Origin of the sequence: Chelatococcus sp. YT9, assembly GCF_018398315.1 — a bacterium.
GTDB lineage: Bacteria > Pseudomonadota > Alphaproteobacteria > Rhizobiales > Beijerinckiaceae > Chelatococcus.
The window spans coordinates 3,933,601-3,952,334 of sequence record NZ_JAHBRW010000001.1; the positions used below are offsets into that span (position 1 = coordinate 3,933,601).

At 63.0% G+C, this 18,734-nt stretch carries 26 protein-coding genes; 16 read left to right on the forward strand and 10 right to left on the reverse strand.

What is annotated here, in order from left to right:
- The 10 genes from KIO76_RS18150 to KIO76_RS18195 form a co-directional block, all read right to left on the reverse strand.
- Positions 1-555, reverse strand: a complete 555-nt coding sequence (locus tag KIO76_RS18150; protein ID WP_213324551.1) for a phage terminase small subunit P27 family — start codon at positions 553-555, stop codon at positions 1-3.
- A gap of 123 nt (positions 556-678) precedes the next feature.
- On the reverse strand, positions 679-1,014 hold the full coding sequence (locus KIO76_RS18155; protein WP_213324552.1) for an HNH endonuclease signature motif containing protein: 336 nt from the start codon (positions 1,012-1,014) through the stop codon (positions 679-681).
- Between the two features lie 103 nt (positions 1,015-1,117).
- Positions 1,118-1,999 carry a hypothetical protein gene (locus KIO76_RS18160; protein WP_213324553.1) on the reverse strand — a complete coding sequence of 294 codons (882 nt, stop codon included), beginning with the start codon at positions 1,997-1,999 and terminating at the stop codon, positions 1,118-1,120.
- A gap of 327 nt (positions 2,000-2,326) precedes the next feature.
- A complete protein-coding gene (locus KIO76_RS18165) occupies positions 2,327-2,791 on the reverse strand; it encodes a hypothetical protein (RefSeq protein ID WP_213324554.1) in 465 nt (154 codons plus the stop codon).
- A 352-nt stretch (positions 2,792-3,143) separates the two neighbouring features.
- Positions 3,144-4,559: a primase-helicase family protein gene (locus KIO76_RS18170; protein ID WP_291975479.1), complete on the reverse strand. Its 1,416-nt coding sequence runs from the start codon at positions 4,557-4,559 to the stop codon at positions 3,144-3,146.
- Between the two features lie 52 nt (positions 4,560-4,611).
- The gene (locus tag KIO76_RS31430; protein ID WP_213324556.1) at positions 4,612-5,373 is read right to left on the reverse strand and encodes a DNA-methyltransferase; all 762 of its coding nucleotides are present in this window, start codon (positions 5,371-5,373) and stop codon (positions 4,612-4,614) included.
- Positions 5,370-6,557, reverse strand: a complete 1,188-nt coding sequence (locus tag KIO76_RS18180) for a DUF7146 domain-containing protein (RefSeq protein ID WP_213324557.1) — start codon at positions 6,555-6,557, stop codon at positions 5,370-5,372. Before KIO76_RS18180 ends, KIO76_RS31430 begins: the two co-directional genes overlap by 4 nt.
- A gap of 166 nt (positions 6,558-6,723) precedes the next feature.
- Positions 6,724-6,927, reverse strand: a complete 204-nt coding sequence (locus KIO76_RS18185) for a hypothetical protein (protein ID WP_213324558.1) — start codon at positions 6,925-6,927, stop codon at positions 6,724-6,726.
- Positions 6,928-6,929: 2 nt separating this feature from the next.
- The gene (locus KIO76_RS18190; RefSeq protein WP_213324559.1) at positions 6,930-7,193 is read right to left on the reverse strand and encodes a hypothetical protein; all 264 of its coding nucleotides are present in this window, start codon (positions 7,191-7,193) and stop codon (positions 6,930-6,932) included.
- A complete protein-coding gene (locus KIO76_RS18195; RefSeq protein ID WP_213324560.1) occupies positions 7,193-7,663 on the reverse strand; it encodes a phage regulatory CII family protein in 471 nt (156 codons plus the stop codon). Before KIO76_RS18195 ends, KIO76_RS18190 begins: the two co-directional genes overlap by 1 nt.
- Before the next feature lie 278 nt (positions 7,664-7,941).
- On the opposite strand from KIO76_RS18195, the gene KIO76_RS18200 reads away from it, so the two are divergent.
- The 16 genes from KIO76_RS18200 (at position 7,942) to KIO76_RS18270 (ending at position 18,672) form a co-directional block, all read left to right on the forward strand.
- On the forward strand, positions 7,942-8,886 hold the full coding sequence (locus tag KIO76_RS18200) for a LexA family transcriptional regulator (protein WP_213324561.1): 945 nt from the start codon (positions 7,942-7,944) through the stop codon (positions 8,884-8,886).
- 331 nt (positions 8,887-9,217) lie between these two features.
- A complete protein-coding gene (locus KIO76_RS18205) occupies positions 9,218-9,562 on the forward strand; it encodes a DUF3572 family protein (protein ID WP_213324562.1) in 345 nt (114 codons plus the stop codon).
- Positions 9,563-9,635: 73 nt separating this feature from the next.
- A complete protein-coding gene (locus KIO76_RS18210) occupies positions 9,636-9,998 on the forward strand; it encodes a hypothetical protein (RefSeq protein ID WP_213324563.1) in 363 nt (120 codons plus the stop codon).
- A gap of 4 nt (positions 9,999-10,002) precedes the next feature.
- Positions 10,003-10,125, forward strand: a complete 123-nt coding sequence (locus KIO76_RS31435; protein ID WP_283771449.1) for a hypothetical protein — start codon at positions 10,003-10,005, stop codon at positions 10,123-10,125.
- A complete protein-coding gene (locus KIO76_RS18215; protein WP_213324564.1) occupies positions 10,122-10,760 on the forward strand; it encodes an HD domain-containing protein in 639 nt (212 codons plus the stop codon). Before KIO76_RS31435 ends, KIO76_RS18215 begins: the two co-directional genes overlap by 4 nt.
- Positions 10,761-10,777: 17 nt before the next feature.
- Positions 10,778-11,122, forward strand: coding sequence for a YfdP family phage-associated protein (locus KIO76_RS18220; protein WP_213324565.1), 345 nt, complete (start codon positions 10,778-10,780; stop codon positions 11,120-11,122).
- A 28-nt stretch (positions 11,123-11,150) separates the two neighbouring features.
- Complete coding sequence (locus KIO76_RS18225; protein WP_213324566.1) at positions 11,151-12,140, forward strand: DUF2303 family protein; 990 nt, start codon at positions 11,151-11,153, stop codon at positions 12,138-12,140.
- A 176-nt stretch (positions 12,141-12,316) separates the two neighbouring features.
- The gene (locus KIO76_RS18230) at positions 12,317-12,544 is read left to right on the forward strand and encodes a hypothetical protein (RefSeq protein WP_213324567.1); all 228 of its coding nucleotides are present in this window, start codon (positions 12,317-12,319) and stop codon (positions 12,542-12,544) included.
- Positions 12,541-13,656: a DNA polymerase III subunit beta gene (dnaN, locus tag KIO76_RS18235; RefSeq protein ID WP_213324568.1), complete on the forward strand. Its 1,116-nt coding sequence runs from the start codon at positions 12,541-12,543 to the stop codon at positions 13,654-13,656. Before KIO76_RS18230 ends, dnaN begins: the two co-directional genes overlap by 4 nt.
- A 2-nt stretch (positions 13,657-13,658) precedes the next feature.
- Entirely contained in the window at positions 13,659-14,897 is a 1,239-nt protein-coding gene (locus KIO76_RS31095) for a MazG-like family protein (protein ID WP_249729642.1), read from the forward strand.
- Position 14,898: 1 nt separating this feature from the next.
- Positions 14,899-15,564 carry a hypothetical protein gene (locus KIO76_RS18245; RefSeq protein WP_213324569.1) on the forward strand — a complete coding sequence of 222 codons (666 nt, stop codon included), beginning with the start codon at positions 14,899-14,901 and terminating at the stop codon, positions 15,562-15,564.
- The gene (locus KIO76_RS18250) at positions 15,557-16,555 is read left to right on the forward strand and encodes a phage Gp37/Gp68 family protein (protein WP_213324570.1); all 999 of its coding nucleotides are present in this window, start codon (positions 15,557-15,559) and stop codon (positions 16,553-16,555) included. Before KIO76_RS18245 ends, KIO76_RS18250 begins: the two co-directional genes overlap by 8 nt.
- Positions 16,548-16,871: a DUF4326 domain-containing protein gene (locus tag KIO76_RS18255; RefSeq protein ID WP_213324571.1), complete on the forward strand. Its 324-nt coding sequence runs from the start codon at positions 16,548-16,550 to the stop codon at positions 16,869-16,871. Before KIO76_RS18250 ends, KIO76_RS18255 begins: the two co-directional genes overlap by 8 nt.
- Entirely contained in the window at positions 16,871-17,362 is a 492-nt protein-coding gene (ssb, locus tag KIO76_RS18260; protein WP_283771450.1) for a single-stranded DNA-binding protein, read from the forward strand. Before KIO76_RS18255 ends, ssb begins: the two co-directional genes overlap by 1 nt.
- Positions 17,346-17,633: a hypothetical protein gene (locus KIO76_RS18265; RefSeq protein ID WP_213324572.1), complete on the forward strand. Its 288-nt coding sequence runs from the start codon at positions 17,346-17,348 to the stop codon at positions 17,631-17,633. The genes ssb and KIO76_RS18265 overlap by 17 nt, the downstream gene beginning before the upstream one ends.
- Positions 17,623-18,672: a tyrosine-type recombinase/integrase gene (locus tag KIO76_RS18270; protein WP_213324573.1), complete on the forward strand. Its 1,050-nt coding sequence runs from the start codon at positions 17,623-17,625 to the stop codon at positions 18,670-18,672. The genes KIO76_RS18265 and KIO76_RS18270 overlap by 11 nt, the downstream gene beginning before the upstream one ends.
- The last annotated feature ends 62 nt before the right edge of the window (positions 18,673-18,734 follow it).

Below are 18,734 nucleotides of genomic sequence, written 5' to 3' on the forward strand. Positions count from 1 at the left end.
CTATTGCAGATATCCGACCGGCGATTTCGCCTTTGGCGGCTCGCCTGATGGTTGCGGGCCAGGCTTTGCCTGGTTCGCTGTTGCGCCGAAGAGATCGTTCGGCGCCGACGTCCCGGCGGCAGCGCGAGCCGCGAAAATCCGCTGCCGCTCCGCGGGGTTGAGGCCAAACCGGTCTTCGGCCGCCGAAAGGCTTTTCTCCAATCGATCGGCTATCGCGAAGGCGGGCTCGATGCGCTTGAGCTTGCCGTGAACGCTCTCGCTTTCATAGAACTCCCCCTCCTTGTCGAGAACGCCCTGCATCTTCACCCAGCGGGCGAAATTCGTGCAGTAGCGCCCGAACGTCTCTGCATCGGCCGGGCCCAGAAGTTTCAGGGCGACGAGCCGCGGCGCGAGACGCTTCCAGACTTCCAGCGCTTTGGCTTTCATCCAGCCCGGCGGAACGACCACGCCGCTCTCATCAGGAATAACAGGATCGGCGCCAATGGGACGCCGACCGGAATTGCCCTTGGCGAGCTTCACACTCGCGGGCTCCGGTTTCGGTCCACGACGCGCCATAAGTGCCTCTCACAAAAAAAGTTTCCGGAAACTTGCGACGAAACGCGTGTGACCACCCCACCGGTCCCGGCCCCTAAGGCCCCAGACTTTCGACCACCCCCCCGGCCTCGGCCAAGGCGGCGGTCAGCCGGCGGCGGCCCGCTCCTCCCGCTGGATGTCGCGGTCGTGGTGCGGCTTGCAGGTCGACTCATGGTTCGATGCGTCGATGAATGTCGACCAGTCGCCCTTATGGGGCTTGCGATGGTTGACCACGGTGGCGGCCTCGACGCGGCCTTCGGCGAGGCAGCGCTCGCAGAGGGGCTGGCGAGCCAGCTGGGCTTGCCGCGCCTCTTGCCATGCGGCCGTCTTGTAGAAGGAGCGCCAGGGCTGAGCCTCACGGCGCCGAGCGTCGTGCTCCCGATCCCGCTCGCGTTTGCTTCTCGATGTGGGCGGACGGAAGGTCGAAGGAAGGGACGGCATTACATCACCACCTCCATCGCCAACGAAAAAACCCGGCGCTTGTGGCACCGGGTTTCTGATCTGATTTACCGTGACCAGTATTGAGTCAAGTAAAGGTCGCAAGTCAAGCCGCGTAAGCAATTTTATTTTTGCGCCTCGCACGGAATCGCGGCGGAGGCAGCGCAGCGGCCCGCGAGAGGGCGCTCGGCAGGATGCGGGGAGCGCGGGCCTGCCCATCCTCCCACGGCCGTGCAGGGCGGGCACAGGGCGTGAGGGCGATGCTCTCCAGCCCATCCGCCAGATCCTCGACGAGAAGAGCGAGCGCCGCATGCCACAGCTCATATTCGATGCGGCCGATGATGCCGGGCACAGGGTCGGGCTCGAGGTAGGTCCGCTGGTAGGCACCAGGGTAGGGGCGACGACGGGTGTGGTTGTAGCCTTCGACTGTCACCGTCCGCTCGACAACCCGCCCGTCGCACGTCTCCTCATACACAACCCTGTCGATGAACCATGCGGGCTGGCCGGTGGAGGCCTGCCGCTCAACCTTGCGCTCAGGCACATCCATCTCCCACACGGGGCAGCCACCCATTAAGGCGAACCGCTCGACCAGTTGCCGCCGTCCGCGAAAGTGCCGTTGCCCTTGCTGGTCGATGTAGGTCGCCCGCTGCAGGGCCTGAGCCGCAAGGCTGGCCGCATCGTCGCCGATCTCGGGCATATCGCCCAGCGGATCCCACGCATCCGGCACCTCAACCGCGCAGCCATCCAGGGCGCGCACGGCATCGAACACGCGCACCGCATCCACATGCGGCGCATCCAGCGCGGTTAGATCCGGCAGCACGCCATAGCGGTTATAGTCGATCACCGCCAGGAGCTGCGCATAGCTCGAAATGCCAGCCCAGCCTGGGCGAATGCTGTCTGACGGCCCATTAGCCGAGCCGAGGGCTTTTGGCAGCTCCTCACGATATGCCCAACGCAGCACAGCCTCGATATCCATGGTCCGTTTCATGGAGAATTCCTGTCGTAGGGGGTTGGCGACAGTTAGCGACAGTTGAAATCAGACCGTCGCCGAATATTTATCAAGAAACATCAACATATTAGAAGAAGTAGCGACAGTTGGCGATAGTTTTTCCGTGTAACGTATAGAATTTTCGGGGGATGAGATCCCCCGAACCCCGTATTGCATATACGCACGCGAAAAACTGTCGCTACTGTCGCCGCGCGCGCTTAAGTCGTTGTCATGTCGGGGGAAAATGGCGGCGACACTTGCCGGGAAACCGTCGCTAACTGTCGCCAACTGTCGCCGGGCGGCGGGTGTTAATACTCGCCCCGCTTCTCAATCGTTGGGGTTGCGGGGCGCCTCAGGGCGGGCCGGCACGTCATGAAGCTCACAGCTGAGGTAGAAGATGCGGCCGGTCTGTTCGGCCTTCTGGAAGCGCTGCCCGACGACGCGCCCGAATTTCGTCTGCGAGCGGGCGCGCTTGGCATTGGCGAGCGACCACGACACATAGGCCTCGTAGGCCGCATGCGCCGGCACCTCAACCGCGCAGCCATCCAGGGCGCGCACGGCATCGAACACACGCACCGCATCCACATGCGGCCCATCCAGAGCGGTTAGATCCGGCAGCACGCCATAGCGGTTGTAGTCGATCACCGCCAGGAGCTGCGCATAGCTCGAAATGCCAGCCCAGCCCGAGCGGATGCTGTCAGACGGCCCACTGGCCGAACCGAGGGCCTTTGGCAGCTCCTCACGATAGGCCCAACGCAGCAACGTCTCGATATCCATGGTCCGCTTCGTCATTGCAGCTTCTCCAGTGTCAAACCTTGTCAAACCTTTTGAAGAAGAAAGAGTAAGGTTTGCCATGCCAGATGCCTTACTCTCGCTGGCTTTGGCTAACCTGCCAGACCTTCCAAACCTGAATTGGGAATTTCGGATAACTGCTCGCGAGACAGGGAGCGTCGGTTAGCCATGCTTCGCGCGCATGCCCGCGCGCACGTGAGGCGATGGGTCTGACAGGTTTGGCGGGTTTGGCAAATCATTGAGATAACTTGCATTTCTCTGTCAAACCTCGATTTTTGGTGTCAAACCTAGGTCTGCCTGTTTTATCGAAAGCATTTCCACCCCTCGCTGCCTGTCTCTCTCGCGACGCGGTTCAAGGCCAGTCGACACGCTGTTGCAGCGAATCTTCGAAGGCGGCGCGGCAGTCTTCGAGCGCAGGCATCCGCCACTGCCAAACACGCCGCTGGCTCCCATCCGGGCTATCCCAGGCGCTACGCTCCGCCGTCAGGCCCGGCACAAGCTTCACGAGCTTCATGCCGACCTCGGTATCGGCCGCGCGGCGCTTCACGCCGATGCGATCGGACACCGCGATGTAATCATCCGCCAGGACGGATTTAGGAATCAGGCGCAGCCAGCTGTCACCGCCGCGCGTTGTTGTCCCTGTCATGAGCCGCTCGAACCACCACGACTCGATCGAATCGAGCGAGCGAATCTTTTGCTCAAGCAACGCTTCCGTGCGGGGGATCTTACGCAGGTCGACTGATTCGAGATCGAAATTCAGAAGATCGTAGAGAAGGGCCTCCCGTCCGCCGTTATCCAGCTCCTCATCCATTTCGCGGAAGTAATTGTGGTTCTGAGCACAGCGAGGGTTGATGTCGAGCACACAGAAACGGCGTTCGTCCTTTCCCGCCGGTACCACCCAATCATTATTGGAAGTCATGATGAGGCGCAGATAGTTCTTGAGGCGGATCGGATCGACGCCCTTAGCCTCGATCTGCTGGATGGGCGAGGTCACCAATCCTTTGAGGCGGCCTTCGGCCGTCTTGTCGCCCGCCCAGACCGCTTCGTCAGCCTGGAGCAGTATGCAGCTGCCCATATGCGCGTTGAATTGGCCGGTCACATAGCGGGGATCGTCGACGAGGAAATAGTGCCGCTGGATGAGCGACCCCATGGCTTCGCCCACCTTGGTTTTGCCGGTGCCCATCAGGCCGCGCAGCACAATAGCGACGCCGATGCGCTCGCGAGGGCGCTGCATCATGTGGGCAAAGAAGCCGAAGAACCAACGAAATGTTGCTTCATTGCCGTCGCAAACATTGTTGAGCATATGGTCGCGCAGGATCGCGTAACCATTGTCTTTCTTCTTTGGCTTGACAGAAAATCCTGACCACAGGTTTAGATATCCCGGCGTTCCGGTCGCATTGTCCTTGTCAGGGAAGAATTCGATACCGCGGTAGCTTCGGCGCGCGCGGTTTGAAAGCCATGCCTGAGCCCACGTCACAGCCTTGATCTTGCCGTCACTTCCAACGATCTCGGTGTAGCGATTCGCGAACCATGCGCGCAGGGCATCCAGCGTCAGCACGCGCTGCACGTCTTCAAGCGGCGCGTTCGGCTGCTCGAGATAGACAACAGCCTTCGACCCCATCAGCACGAGCGCGAATTCGCTGTTCATATGGTCCATGTCGAAGCCAAGGGCACGGGGCATCGGCGGCTCCCCACTGCCCGAAATGCTGTCTACCCCTTGCTGCCCTGTCTCTCCGCCGCGGTCGATTTCCGCGCCATCCTCCAGCACTTCCGCGGAGTCCAGCACGTCGCCGATGCGTCGTGATTCATCGGTCATCGGTCTACTCCGCAGCGAAAAGGGGAAAAGGGTCGTCCGCGGGCGGGCCTGACGGTCGCGATGTAGCCTTCAGCAGGAAGTCAGGCTGCGCTTCGACACGCGAGATCCGTTGGCAGGCGGCATCGAAATATTCAGGAACGAGCTCGATCCCGATGAACTTAGCGCCGGACTTCAGGCACGCCATTCCCGTGGTGCCGGATCCCATATACGGATCGAGCACGGTCGGGCTGGGCGCATCAGTCGCGACGCGCACAAGCTTTGTCATGAGGCCGATGGGCTTAATGGTGGGATGGATGGAACTGTCGCCCGAGGCAGGTCCAACCCAGAAGCGTGACTTGTCCGCATAGGTGCCGCCGATGCGCACGCCCTTCCAAAAGTGGAAGATGTATTCGGCATCAGGGAGATAGTTTGCTCCACACAGCGGCGTCGGATTCGTCTTGTTGAACGTCGTCAGGTTCCAACGGAAGGCGTTCGCTTCGCCCCACTCGATCAGCTTCCGAAGCTGAGCCTTCGCACAGAAAACAGTGATCGAATTAGACACGCCGAGGAGAAGGTCAGGGTCGAACCCGGTGTGCAGGTCGGCATTATAGATGTCTTTGTAGACCTTGCGCTTCGCGCCCAGGCCGCCACCCATCGGCACGAATTCGTAAGGCGGGTCGGTGACAACAGCATCAACCACGCCCAAGCTTGGCAGAATTGCTCTGCAGTCGCCCAGATACAGCGTCGCATCGCCTATGACTTCTTTGCGCTGCCACGGTTGCGTCACCCCGCCATCTCCCCTTGCAGCATGTCGTTGAAATCCTTGCCCGCATCAGCCCAGGCCACGCGGATGGCGCGGCCGGGCTTGCGGAAGCGGCGGCCGGCGCGCAGCAGGGCGTTTTTGGTCAGCTCGCGGTCGCTGTCGCCGTCGCCGAGCAGGATCACGTCTTCGATCCTGTCCGGCACGGGGATGGAGGGCTCGTCGAGGTCCGGCACAGGGCCGGGCATCCGCTGGCGCCGCACATGCCCAAGCGCGTTGCGCCAGGTCAGCGTCGGGTGCGGCACCGTCTCGGTGGCCTTGCCGCCGAGGTTGCCGAGGTCGATCGAGGACCAGAACAGGCAACCGCTGATGTCGCGCCCGTCCTTCACCAGCGCCTGCCGCACCGAGAGCACGGTCTCGATGCCCTCGCCGATGTCGAGGGTGCGGGCCGAGGTCACGTCGCCGCCAAGGTGGATATAGCCGCCGCGCTTGGAGCCCCGCACTTTCTTCGACGGCAGGATTTCGCCCGTGTCCGGATCGGTGATCACCGCCTTTCGCGCGGTTGCAGCGTCGAGATAGGTGATATGGATGCCGGAAAAGCGCCCATCCGGCCCGATGATGGCGGCAAGCTGCGCCGGTCCCGTATGGATGAGCCGCGGGCTGCGGTTCCCCATCTCGTCCACGGTCTCGCCGTGGAAATAGCGCATCTCGGGATGGTAACGCAGCCGCGCGTCAGCCGGCGCCTCAAAGCCCCGCCCTTCATGGTAGGCGGCAACGAGCGTCCCGGCGATCGGCTGCCCATGCTGCCAGATGCGGTGCAGCCGCGCGCGCTCCTGTTCGCGGTAGGTGGCGGAGGCCGCGTCGTTCTTGGCCTTCCGCTCCGCCCGTTCCTTGGCATGCCGGGCCGCGGCTTCCGCATCCGGCTCCTGCGCGCCGCCCAGCCATTCCACTGCGCCGCGGAAATCCTTGCCCTCGACACGCTCGACCAGGCGGATGACATCGCCGCCATCCTCGCAGACCGCGCAGACCCAGCGGTCTGCCCAGGCCTCGAAACGCCCCGCCGATTTCGACAGGCGATTGTGGGAGCAGATCGGGCAGGGGCCAACCATCTTGCCGCCGGAGGCGCGCAGGTTCACCCATTTCGCCGCCAGCTGGTCGCACGGGTTGCGGGCGCGCAAGTCATCGAGCGCTTCGGGAGAGATCAACGCCATGGGAAATACTCAACAGCGAACGCGAATCCCAAGATGAAGATCAGGCAGATCCCGAACATCAATCGACGCGGGAAGCAGAATAATTGACGCAGGTTAGGCTCTAGACAGAATGCGCACAGCCAATAAGAGACGCTTGCGGCTATCAGCGAATAGACCACCCCATTCATCACGCAATCTCCTTGAACAAGGCCAGTTGCTGACGGTTCCAGAGCGCCGAACCCGCCAGCGCCGCGAGCACCCGCTCGCGTGGCATCTTCAGGGCCCGTGCGATCGCAAAGACAGGCAACCCGGCGGCCCGCATGCGGCAGGCGATCCGCGCGCGGCGCGGGTGCGAGAGCCGGATGACGGTGAAGCGGGGGCGGCGCGCCATGCTCAGTTCTCCGCGCACATCCGCGCGGCCGAGCCGGGCGAGGTGAAGGCGTTGACGCGCGCTTGCCAGTTGAACTGCCCCATGTCCCTCCATGTCTCTTCGACCTCGGGAAAGGGCGCCTCGGCATGTTCATAGAGATCCGCGAGCGCCAGCGTGTCGGCCCGCGCCCTGCCTTTCAGCCACAGCGCCCGGCGCCGGAGGATCTTCACCATGGAGGTACGCGCGCGGGGATCAGCGAGCACCGCTTCGAGCATTACACGCTGCATCAGGACACCTGCCGCACAAGGGCGGAGAGCGCCGCGAGCGCGGTATGCGCCTCGTCGATCTCGCGCAGAAGGTCCATGCGCGCGGTCGGTGAGTTGAGCCGGCCTTCATTCATCAGGGTGCCGAGGCACCGGGTCACGTCGCCGGTCTCCGCGACAATGGCTATGAGGTGGTGGTGCAGCGCAGCCTCCGGCTTTTGGGGATCGGCCCGGCTCACGAGGTCATGCCCGGTGAGGCCGGCCAGCGTCCGCGTCACCAGCGGCGCGCCGCAATGCGCCTCGAGGTCCGCCACCTGGTCGACGGCGAGAAAGCGCTCGGGGAAGGAGGTGGACGCCGCCTCGCTGAACCGGCTTTCCGAGCCGCGGGTGATTTCCGCGGCGGCGAGCCTTCCGCCGCCGGCCTTCTTGAGGAGGAGGTGCGAGACGCTCTTGAGCTGCAGGTAGTCACTGGCAGGCAGGTAACGGGCGTTCATCGAAGGCCTCATGAGGCGGAAGCTTGGCCGGGGATTTCCCATGCCGGGACGCGGCCGGTGTGGTGATGTGGAAACCGTCAGCCGGGGGGTTGGCGGCACAAAGAAACCCTGCCGTCCGATGGTGATCCCGCACCCAAATCGGACGGCAGGGCAGTTCCCGCCGCGGGAGGAGCGGCGGAGGGCGAAGGGCGAGGGATATCGGCAGGCCAGTCGGCATTCGGCGGCCAGATATCGGAGAGGCGCTGGATCAAACCGACGAGCTTGCGCGAACCGACGTCATGCCCCTTGCGAAGGCGATCAATCCGCTTCCCATCACTGAACAGGATCGTCGACAGGCGCGCGTCCGAGATCGGGCGCGCTGCACGGTAACAATCGACAAGGTGCAAGAGATGCTCGGCGGTAATCATGAAGCGACTATGCGGGACATAAACCGCATATGTCAACGGGATAATGACCGCTCAGCGTTCCTGCTTGGCGCGGGTAAATTCCCATGCATGGAAAATGACGTTCGATCGCGCATTCAGCGGCGCCTTGATAAGCTTGGCATTTCGATGCGCGCCGCCTCCCTCAAGGCTGGCATGAGCACCGATGCCATTCGCGACCTTTTCCGTAAGGACTCCATGTCGCCTTCCCTGCGCACGATCGAGCGCTTAGCCGTTGCCCTGGAGACATCTGCCGAGTGGTTGGCGTTCGGCAGTGGCGATGAGGACGATCCGGGGCCAGGGGCACGGCCGGTGCCAACCCCGCGTTTCCAGCAGATCGTCGTTGCGGGGCCGGTGCAGGCGGGTTGGTTCCGTGAGATCGATGAGTTTTCCCAGGAAGAGCCTGAGACGCTCTATGATGAGCCCGACCCGGAATTTCCTCAGGCGCGGCTTGTCGCCTTTGCCGTGCATGGCGACTCGATGAACGCAGCATCCCCGCCGATCCCTGATGGAAGTCGCGTTATCTGCGTTGACTTCGAGGATACCGGCTTGACGATTGCTGACGGTATGATCGTTGTGGTGGAGCGGACAAAAGAAGACGGCAGCCTTAGGGAGTGGTCCGTCAAAGAGGTGGAGTTTTTCCCCGACCGCGTGGAATACCGCCCCCGTTCGACCAACCCGAAACATAAGCCCATCGTTGTTTCAAACGACCCCGACGCCGACGACGGAAGCGTCAGGATCCTTGCACTGGTAAGGCGAGTCACCATGCCGGTGCCGCGAGCGCGAATCACGTCTCGTTAAAAAATTCTTATCATGTCAAGCGCGCCCATTGACTCACCTGATGCACCGACTGAATAATGAGAACATATCGCGAACAAATTGGAGGCGATTTTGTGCTCAGATTTTCAACCGGCTGCAAGGTTCAGCCTGCACGTTCGCTGTCATAATTGTAGGCGCCTTGCGTCCATTTACGTAGATGTCCCCGATGTTGAAGATGCGCCCGTCACAGTTGATGAACTCGTAGAGAGTTCGCTAGTTCAACGGCTTTCGTTCTGTTGCAGCGGCTGCCAGAACAACATTGGAACGCTTGTCGCAGTAAAGCAGCTGCCCGCAATCGAGATGGAGGCTTGCTATGGATAAGCTTGACATTGATTGGGCTGAGAACGTCGCAATCCGCACGCTCGCCTACATTGGGCAGGACGAGGCGCGCATGAAAAGGTTCCTCCTGGCGACAGGGCTGCGCGGGGACACGATAAGAAAAGCTTCTACTTCGGGCAGCTTCCTGTCGGGGGTTCTCAGCGCCGCCATCGAGGACGATTCCCTCACGTCCGGAATGGTTGTTGCCACGGGTATAGCTCGGCGCCATGTCTCCGAGGCTCACGATATTCTCTTCAAGCAGTCCCGCAGGGAAGTCGCCGCCCACGTTCCGGCGTCCGCTGTCCGCAAGAAGGCACTCTATCCTCGTCAATTGGGGTAAATATCCCGCATAACGATTGACGCGGGAAATAAACCGCTATACCGTGCCTCCAATCAAGACATTGGAGGCGCATATGCTTTCCCCAAATTCCAGCTTCCGCGATCCAAATTGGCGGGCCGAGCGCGCTGAGGCTATGGCCGTCGTCATGCGTGAGCGGACAGCTTTGTCCGGCTGCTGCACGAAGGACGATCTCACCCGCGAGGGTTTCTCGCACGAAGAGATCCACCAGCTCGGCTACGACGCAGCCTATCGCGCAGGCCCGCGCTACTGCCTACCGGATCCGCGAGTTCAAGATCTCCCCGACGAGGCGGAGGCCCCCGGCATTCCGGTTAATATTAAACGGCGCGCCGCTCAGGCCGTCGAGTTCGCCGCGCTCGCGCTCTTCCTGTCCGTTGGCATCATCGCCACGGGCCTCGGCTCCTTTGTTGGGAGCTGAGGCAATGGAGCCGCAGGCGCCGCTCTCGGCCGTGATCGCCTACACCTTTGGCTATTACGTCGCCGCCATGGTCGCGACTGGTGCCGCTGTCACGGTCTTCCGGCTCTTCTGGGGAGGGCGCCCATGATCGGCACATCCTCCCCCTGGCTGCAGACGGCATCAGGCCGCGCCTTCGATCTCATCAACCCGACCGCGGAGATGGTCGACTTCCGGTATGACGTGCCGGATGCGCTCGCCCGCATCGCCCGATTCAATGGGCATGTGCCGGTCGGTCCTTATTCGGTGGCGCAGCATTGCTGCATCGGCGCCGATGCCATCCTCGACGAGACCGGCCGGCCTGACCTCGCCGCCGCCTTCCTGCTCCATGACGCGCACGAGGCCTATATCGGCGACATCACCACTCCCGTTGCGCGCGCCTTGGCGCATCTGGCGACGGGGGAACATGCCGTCGATGGCCACGCCCAGGCAGTGCGAAAATCGATCGAGCGCCTCAAGATGCGCCTCGACCGGGCGATCTTCGAGGCCGCCGGCCTGCACTGGCCTTTGCTGGGACAGGCGGACCTTCTGATCAAGAGCATGGACATGCGCATGCTCGAGGCCGAGCGCCGCCAGCTGCTCGCCCCGCCGCCAGCCCCGTGGGGCATCGAGTGCGAGCCGCCCCGCCTGCGCCGCGGCGCCCTCACCATCTGGCCATGGATCCGCGCCGCCGATGAATGGCGCGCCCGCTTCACCCGCCTTTGCCCCGCCGCACTCGCGGCCTGACCCTGGGAGACTGCCCCTTGTCCGCTCGCATCATCCGCCGCTTCGGCGACATGCTCGGTCTGTTGAACCGCGGCAAATTCACCGAGTCCTGTGACGAGCACCTGACCAAGGCCATCGAGACCTTGGAGGCGCTGCCCTCTGAGAAGGGCACAGCCACCATCACCGTGACAATCACGGTGAACTATGAAAGCGGCCGCCTCGATATCAAGCCGACCGTGAAATCGAAGCTCCCCGAAGACAAGGCCTTTGCGGCAACGCCGTTCTGGGCTGTCGAGGGTGGCGTCAGCGTCAACCACCCCAGCCAGCACGACATGTTCCCGCGCGACGCCACCGAGCGTGAGCGCGAGCGCGCCGGCGCCTGATCTCCCCCGCCACAGAGGAACCCTTTCCATGTCTGAGACCAAAATAAACATTCCGCCCGAACTCGCGTCCGCATTGGCCGCCATTGCCGCGTCGCGCATTCCTGATGGAGGCGAAGGCGTCGACAAGATCGCTCGCATGGCTCATGAGGCAGGCGGGCGTAACCTTGAAATCGAGTGGCTGGCGACAGGGGATCTGGGCAAAGGCCTTCCCGAGGAGGTTCCACTTGTCATCGATCGCCGCCAGGGAGGCAAGATTTCAACTTTAGAGGACGAGATAGAGCGGTATCGCATCGGCCCGGATCGTCGCAAAGGCACCGCCCGTGTCACGACGCTGCGCGCCTTCGTTGATCTGGTGAACCGCCACAAGGATGAGGGCTCGGTCATCTTCGCCCGCACCGATTGGCCTGAGCCCGGTTTGACGGCCGTCATCGACTATCACACCAAGGATCATGCGCCCCGGCATGGCGAGCACCGGATCGAGTATAAGTTCCCGGTCACCAAAGAATTCAAGGCGTGGGTCGACCGTAACGGCAAGACGCTTCAGCAAGAGGATTTCGCCCTGTTCCTTGAAGAGCGGGCGCCCGATCTTGTCGAGCCGAATGACGACGAGGTGAAGCTGCTCGAAACCCTCCTCAAGACGCGTATTGCCATGCCCAACGAGGTGTTTGACCTGGCGCGCGGCCTGGAGGTGCGAGTCGGACAGACCGTCGCCAACCACACGCGCATTCAGAGCGGTGAAGGGCAGCTCGTTTTCACCGAGACGCACACCAATGCCAAGGGCGAGCCCCTGATCGTCCCCGGCCTCTTTATCATCCAGGTCGCGGCCTTCGTGGATGGCGGCCCCGTCCGCATCCCAGCACGCCTGCGCTACCGCGTGAAGGGCGGCGACATCGTTTGGTTTTACCAGCTCTACCAATGGGAAGAGAACCTGCGCGGCCGCATCAAGATCGATCTCGAAAGCGCGGAGTTCGACACCAACCTTCCGACCTATGAGGGCAGCCCAGAAGCGCGCGCCTGATATCCCGTGCGAAAGCGCGTGACGAAGCCGGCCGCCAAGGAACCTGAAACGGCGTCCGGTGGAGCGCGTGAGTAGGCCCGGCAGGGGGCGGACCCTGCCTGCAACGTCTGAGTTTATGGACGCGACTTCGCCGGGGGGAGAGCAACCCGGCACCAATTCCGATCCGAGAGCTAACCGTGGCCAACACACTCACCAAAAGCCAAGTGGAAGCCCTGCGGTGGCTCCGCGAGCACAACGGCGAAGGCATGTTCACAAACGTCGGCACGCTCCTCGCGGCTGGCGAGATCGCCCCCGTTGTGCGGTCGACCTGGAATGCCCTGGCGCAGGCCGGGTTTGTCGAATTCCACGGCGGCAAAAGCGGTCGCGGGCGCCTGCGCATCATCGAAAAGGCGGCAACCCCATGAAACTCACCCTCGATCGCGCGGCCCTGCTGAAGCCTCTCGCCGCGCTCAACCGCATCGTCGAGAAACGCACGACGATTCCGATCCTCTCCAACATCCTCCTGAAGGCTGCCGATGGCCGGCTGACCCTGCAGGCAACTGACCTCGACATGGAGGCGACCGCAGGCGTCGCGGCCGAGGTCGAGGCGCCGGGGGCGATCACCCTGCCGTCAGGCACCCTGCACGACATCGCCCGGAAGATGCCGGAGGGCGGGCGCATCAGCATGGAGGCGAATGCCGGCGGCACGCACGTCCTCGTTAAATCCGGCCGGTCGCGCTTCACCGTCAATGCCCTGCCGCCGGAAGACTTCCCCGACCTGTCGGCGGGCGACCGGCCGCACAGCTTCATCATGCCGGCGAAGACGCTTGCCCGGCTGATCGAACAGACACGCTTCGCCATCTCCACCGAGGAAACCCGTTATTACCTCAACGGCATCTTTCTGCATGTCGCAGAGGGCAGGGAAGGCCCATGGCTCACGGCCGTGGCCACCGATGGGCACCGGCTGGCGCGCGCCAGGACCATGCCACCCGATGGCGCGATCGGCATGCCCGGCGTCATCGTGCCGCGCAAGACGGTCGGCGAGCTGGTGCGGATGCTCGACACCACAGGCGATGTCGCCGTGTCGCTGTCATCGAGCAAGATCCGCTTCGCCATCGGCGACGAGGTGCTTACCTCGAAGCTGATAGACGGCACCTTTCCCGACTATCTCCGCGTGATCCCGCAAGGCAACGACAAGCGGGCGACGCTCGATCGCGTGGCAATGGCCGAGGCGACCGACCGCGTGTCGACCGTCTCGAGCGACCGCGGCCGAGCCGTGAAATTTGCCTTCGAGCAGGGCCGCGTTTCGATGAGCGTGACGAACCCGGAATCCGGCGAGGCGCACGAGGAGATGGAGGCCGATTATGAAGCCGAGCCGATCAGCATCGGCTTCAACGCTAAATACATGGCCGAGATCTTGAGCATCCTCGACAGCGACAAGGTCGCCGTCACGATGGCAGATCCCGGCTCCCCCACACTGATCGTAACCCCCGACGACGACAGCCTGCTGCTCGTCCTCATGCCGATGAGGGTGTGACCATGCCCCTGACCCAACAGCAATTCGCGCAGAAATGCGCCTACGTCGCGCGCCACGCCTCGGCATGGGCCGGGGACACGCTGGAGATGGAAGGCGACGTCTCGCCCGACACGGTCGCGCGGTTCACAGATGAGTTGCGGGAACGTGCCAACCACCTCGACCGGCGCGCCGGGCGGCAAGCGTCGGCGGCAACAGTTCCGGCGCCGGTCTACAAGGGTGTCGAGCGCATCCTCGATGAGAACAGCGCGTGGATCGCGCGGCCAAGCGATGAGGTGACAAAACGCGTCGCGCTCGCTGCCACCATCGCCGCGCACACGATAATCGACAAGGAAGGTGCCGAACTTGCACCACCGCCCGGCACGACAGCAATCGAGGCCTTGAAAGTGGCTATCGAAGGCGAGTGCGACGGGCTAGCGATCGACGATGCGCAGGCGACAGTGATCCTCAACTACGTTGCTCAGGCGGAACGCGCCGAGGATGCGGAGCCGGTTGCGTGGATGTACCCGGACCACGTGGCAGCTTATCAGCAAAAAACTGCAGGTGGCATCGCGTGGGCCTCTCAAGAGCAAACCGATTTCTACTCTATCCCGCTCTACACCCACCCGCCCAAGCCCGAGCCGTCGCCCGCCCCCGCACGGTGGACCGATGCCGAGATCGCCACCGTTTGGCGCGCTGCGATGACTGCCGCATGCAACATCATAATCAAGCGGCAAAATGACCTGAACGATGATGATGATCCAACGGACATCCTCAACGAACAGGATCAGTGCATCCATCAGATTAAGAAGTGGATCGAGCCCGATGGTGCACATCTCGAGGAAATACGCCTCCTTTTAGGTGGAACGGCGGCCACCAAGCCCGAGCCGTCGCCAGATGTGGAGGCGGCACCCTTCGCGAGCTTGGTTGCATTGCGCGCCGCGAACATAGCGCGCGATGCTGAGTGGGCGCCAGACGTTAAGCCGGACCTCGCATTTCGCGGCAATGAGCTTGCCGGCGAAACCGGTGAGGCCTGCAACGTCATCAAAAAGCTGGAGCGCGAGCGGCATGGATGGGTTGGCTCTCGCGCCACACTTACGGATCTCGCTGACGAGCTGGCAGATGTTGTGATCTGCGCCGATCTCGCGGCCATGACAGCGGGAATAGACCTATCCGGAGCCGTTGTGCGCAAGTTCAACGCCACCTCCGATAAGAACGGCTTGGCGACGCGGATGGCAGCACTCAGCAAGCCGGAGGGCGCCTGACATGCTCTGGATCCAGAATGTGACCCCGGAAGGCTTCGCTCGCTCTGACGATCAACCTCACGATTATGTGCTGAAGATCAACCGCAACGAACTGGCCCGGTTTCAGCATATCCGGGCCAAGGGCGCGGCCGAATGTCTGCGCGCCGCTGCCGATGCTTTCGACAAGGCCGAAGCCCTCAGCAAGCGAGATGGGTGGGTGACTATGGGGGCCTTTGCCGACCCGCCACCCGCTCCGGAAGGGATGAAACTGGAAGTCCAGCTTTGCCCCCTGCTTGGATCTGTGAGCGCATACCGGCACGTCCCCGAGCCACCGCCGCTCGCAATGCCCATCAGCCGTGCCATTGAGATCGTCGGCATGATCTGCCACCGCAGTTTTCACGCCATGGGCGTGACCGTACGGGTCGGAGATCTGGACGGTGTATCTCTGGCCGCGATGGTCGAGGCAAAACGCCTAGTCGAGGCGGAGAACGACAAGCCTGCGGTCGACGGTGCGCGCACGATCCATGTCGTGCCCGACGATCGTCTCATCGCGGCGGCCTATGCCCTTGCCAACTATGAGCCGAGGCACGGCGCGGTTGTTTCGGAGCCGGATGGCGACGGGCTGACCAAAGCGCTGGCGATCGTCAGGATCACAGCCGAGCCGCAGCGGGAGAGCAACCATGGGTGACCGCACCGGCATTCAATGGACGGACGCTACCTGGAATCCGATCGTCGGTTGCTCGATCGTCTCGCCAGGCTGCACCAACTGCTACGCCATGAAGATGTCAGACCGCATTGAGAAGATGACGCCTGGTTCCCACTATGCCGGCACGACGATGCGGGTGAAGGGCAAGCCCGTCTGGACCAGCAAGATGGCGATGGCGCCCGATGCCATCCTGACACAGCCGCTGCGCTGGAAGCGCCCGCGCAGGGTGTTCGTCAATTCCATGGGCGATCTCTTTCACGAGAGCGTGCCCGATGACTGGATCGACCGCGTCTTCGCCGTCATGGCGCTGGCGCCGCAGCATTCATTTCAGGTGCTGACGAAGCGGTCGGCGCGGATGCGGGACTATCTTTGCACCCGTGCAGGCGATTGGGTTCTAGAGCTCTCGCGCGCGGTTCGTGAAGCCAGCCTCGTCAAATGGGCCGATCGGCCCGACCGCGCCACACCGCGTTGGCCTCTGCCGAATGTTTGGCTCGGCGTGTCCGCTGAAGATCAGAGGCGTTGGGAAGAGCGCATTCCAGACCTGAAAGCGACACCCGCAACCGTTCGCTTTGTCAGCGCCGAGCCGCTGCTTGGACCGATCGTCGGTGACATTTCAGGGCTAGACTGGATCATCGTCGGCGGCGAGAGCGGCCCCGGTTCCCGCCCGATGCATCCGGATTGGGCACGCTCGATCCGCGATCAGTGCGCGGCCGCCGGCGTCCCGTTCTTTTTCAAGCAATGGGGCGATTGGTCCGTTGCCCTCGACCGCAGCAGAGAGGATCCAGATTGGAGCGCTGATTACGGCTACAAGCTCAGCCGCACGCGCCCTGATATCGCATGGCTCAACCTGGAAGGCGGGAGCGGTTTCCACGGCGAGCGATTCCATGTGATGCGCCGCATCGGGAAGCGGTCCGCCGGCCGGCTTCTCGACGGCATCGAGCACAACGCCATGCCGGGAGGCGCGCATGCCTGAACGTGTCCAACTGCGGCGCGCCAAAGGCTGGCGCATGCCGCCAAACACGGCGAAGGTCGATCGGTCGACCAAATGGGGCAATCCCTGGACCATCGCGAAGGCACGCGAGGCCGGCTATCTGGGCACGGATGACGAGCTGCGCGCCATGTGCGTGCAGTGCTTTCGCAACGCCATGGTCAACGGCCTGCCTGCCGTGGATCGCATCCGGGCCGATCTACGCCAATTGCGCGGCAAGAACCTCGCGTGCTGGTGCCCGCCGGACCAGCCCTGCCACGCTGACATTCTTCTCGAATTCGCGAACAAGGAGCCCGCCTGATGGCCGGATCAGTCAACAAAGTCATTCTTCTCGGCCATCTTGGTCGCGACCCCGAGGCGCGTCGCGGCAATGACGGCAACCCGATTGTCAATTTTCGCATGGCGACTTCGGAGACGTGGCGAGACAAAGCAACAGGCGAGCGCCGGGAGCGCGCCGAGTGGCACAGCGTCGTCGTTTTCAACGAGAACTTGGCGAAGATCGCCGAGCAATATCTGCGCAAGGGCTCCAAGGTCTACGTCGAGGGCCAATTGCAGACGCGCAAATGGCAGGACAAGGACGGCCAGGATCGCTACACGACCGAGGTCGTTCTGCAGCGCTTCCGCGGGGAAATTACGTTGCTTGATTCCCAGCGCAACGGCCCGCCGCCGGCTGACGATCCCGACCAGTACGGCACCACTTCCACGCGCGATTCATCGGCTGGCGGCAACGCCTATGCCGATCGCAAGACCGGCAAATATTCAGCGGATCTTGACGATGACATCCCGTTCTAGCGCCGAGCCGGCACAACTGACGATCGCCCCGCGTGGTCTCTCTCGCGAGCAGGCCGCAGCCTATTGCGGCCTTAAGCCGAGCGGCTTTGACTACTGGATCACGCGCGGGCGGCTGCCGGGGGCGATCCCCGGCACGAAGCGCTGGGATCGCCGGGCGCTTGATGCCGCCTGGGACAAGCTGTCGGGGCTGGACGACAAATTGACGTCCGCATATGCCCAGGGCGATGATGACTTTGCGCAGTGGCTGCGGGACAACGGGCATGCGGGTTAACCTCAAAGGCATCCACACCGTTAGGGTCAAACTCGCGGGCGGCAAGGTTGGGGTCTATCGCTATGCTTGGCGTGGCGGACCTAAGCTCGAGGGAGAGCCCGGCACGCCGCAGTTCATGGCGAGCTACAACGCCGCCGTTGCGAGCCTCAAAGCTCCGAAAGCGGGGCGGTTTCACACCGTCATTGTGGGGTTTAAGACATCTGGCGAGTTTCGGGGGCTGGCGGCGCGCACGCAGTCAGACTACCTCAAGCACATCGCGCGCATCGAGGTGAAGTTCGGGTCACTTCCGCTGTCTGGCTTCACCGAGGCGAACGCCAAAGTTACGCGCGGCGTGTTCAAGAAGTGGCGGGACGAGAACGCCGCCAAATCGGCACGGCAGGCAGACTATGCCTGGAGCATCCTCGGTCGAATTTGCTCATGGGGCAAGGATCGCGGCGATCTCGACGTCAACCCGTGCGAGCGGGGAGGGCGGCTTTACAAGGCCGACCGCAATGACCGTGTTTGGTCCGCCGCCGACGAGGCGGCCTTCATCGCCAAGGCTCCGGCGCATTTGCACCTGGCTTTGATGCTGGCGCTCTGGACCGGGCAGCGGCAAGGCGACCTGCTACGCTTGACCTGGTCGAACTATGACGGCGCGACCTTGCGCCTGCGCCAGGGCAAAACTGGCAAGCGAGTCGTCATTCCTGTTGGCGCACCGCTTCGGGCGGCGCTCGACGCGGAGCAGGCCAGGAAGCGCGGCGCCCTGGTGCTGCTGAACCTCGAGGGCGACCGCTGGACGCCGGATGGCTTCCGCTCATCCTGGAGCAAGGCATGCGCCAAGGCAGGAATCACGGCGCTGACGTTCCACGATTTTCGCGGCTCGGCTGTCACCCGGCTGGCCCTCGCGGGGGCCAGCGTGCCAGAGATCGCGACCATCACCGGGCACACCCTGCGCGACGTGCAGGAGATCCTCGACGCGCACTATTTGAGCCGCGATGTGACCATGGCGGAGAGCGCAGTCAGGAAGCTGGAAGAGTGGTCGAAGGCGGCCGAAACGTGAACAGACTCTGTAAAATGCCTGTAAAATGCCGTTTCCGGTCCAACCTTCAGAATGGAAAAAAC

What these genes read in the sequence shown, in the direction of transcription:
- KIO76_RS18150 (WP_213324551.1), bottom strand. Translation starts at nt 555, where the DNA reads ATGGCGCGTCGTGGACCGAAACCGGAGCCCGCGAGTGTGAAGCTCGCC.
- KIO76_RS18155 (WP_213324552.1), bottom strand. Translation starts at nt 1,014, where the DNA reads ATGCCGTCCCTTCCTTCGACCTTCCGTCCGCCCACATCGAGAAGCAAA.
- KIO76_RS18160 (WP_213324553.1), bottom strand. Translation starts at nt 1,999, where the DNA reads ATGAAACGGACCATGGATATCGAGGCTGTGCTGCGTTGGGCATATCGT.
- KIO76_RS18165 (WP_213324554.1), bottom strand. Translation starts at nt 2,791, where the DNA reads ATGACGAAGCGGACCATGGATATCGAGACGTTGCTGCGTTGGGCCTAT.
- KIO76_RS18180 (WP_213324557.1), bottom strand. Translation starts at nt 6,557, where the DNA reads ATGGCGTTGATCTCTCCCGAAGCGCTCGATGACTTGCGCGCCCGCAAC.
- KIO76_RS18185 (WP_213324558.1), bottom strand. Translation starts at nt 6,927, where the DNA reads ATGGCGCGCCGCCCCCGCTTCACCGTCATCCGGCTCTCGCACCCGCGC.
- KIO76_RS18190 (WP_213324559.1), bottom strand. Translation starts at nt 7,193, where the DNA reads ATGCAGCGTGTAATGCTCGAAGCGGTGCTCGCTGATCCCCGCGCGCGT.
- KIO76_RS18195 (WP_213324560.1), bottom strand. Translation starts at nt 7,663, where the DNA reads ATGAACGCCCGTTACCTGCCTGCCAGTGACTACCTGCAGCTCAAGAGC.
- KIO76_RS18200 (WP_213324561.1), top strand. Translation starts at nt 7,942, where the DNA reads ATGCCCCTTGCGAAGGCGATCAATCCGCTTCCCATCACTGAACAGGAT.
- KIO76_RS18205 (WP_213324562.1), top strand. Translation starts at nt 9,218, where the DNA reads ATGGATAAGCTTGACATTGATTGGGCTGAGAACGTCGCAATCCGCACG.
- KIO76_RS18210 (WP_213324563.1), top strand. Translation starts at nt 9,636, where the DNA reads ATGCTTTCCCCAAATTCCAGCTTCCGCGATCCAAATTGGCGGGCCGAG.
- KIO76_RS31435 (WP_283771449.1), top strand. Translation starts at nt 10,003, where the DNA reads ATGGAGCCGCAGGCGCCGCTCTCGGCCGTGATCGCCTACACCTTTGGC.
- KIO76_RS18215 (WP_213324564.1), top strand. Translation starts at nt 10,122, where the DNA reads ATGATCGGCACATCCTCCCCCTGGCTGCAGACGGCATCAGGCCGCGCC.
- KIO76_RS18225 (WP_213324566.1), top strand. Translation starts at nt 11,151, where the DNA reads ATGTCTGAGACCAAAATAAACATTCCGCCCGAACTCGCGTCCGCATTG.
- dnaN (WP_213324568.1), top strand. Translation starts at nt 12,541, where the DNA reads ATGAAACTCACCCTCGATCGCGCGGCCCTGCTGAAGCCTCTCGCCGCG.
- KIO76_RS31095 (WP_249729642.1), top strand. Translation starts at nt 13,659, where the DNA reads ATGCCCCTGACCCAACAGCAATTCGCGCAGAAATGCGCCTACGTCGCG.
- KIO76_RS18245 (WP_213324569.1), top strand. Translation starts at nt 14,899, where the DNA reads ATGCTCTGGATCCAGAATGTGACCCCGGAAGGCTTCGCTCGCTCTGAC.
- KIO76_RS18250 (WP_213324570.1), top strand. Translation starts at nt 15,557, where the DNA reads ATGGGTGACCGCACCGGCATTCAATGGACGGACGCTACCTGGAATCCG.
- KIO76_RS18255 (WP_213324571.1), top strand. Translation starts at nt 16,548, where the DNA reads ATGCCTGAACGTGTCCAACTGCGGCGCGCCAAAGGCTGGCGCATGCCG.
- ssb (WP_283771450.1), top strand. Translation starts at nt 16,871, where the DNA reads ATGGCCGGATCAGTCAACAAAGTCATTCTTCTCGGCCATCTTGGTCGC.
- KIO76_RS18265 (WP_213324572.1), top strand. Translation starts at nt 17,346, where the DNA reads ATGACATCCCGTTCTAGCGCCGAGCCGGCACAACTGACGATCGCCCCG.
- KIO76_RS18270 (WP_213324573.1), top strand. Translation starts at nt 17,623, where the DNA reads ATGCGGGTTAACCTCAAAGGCATCCACACCGTTAGGGTCAAACTCGCG.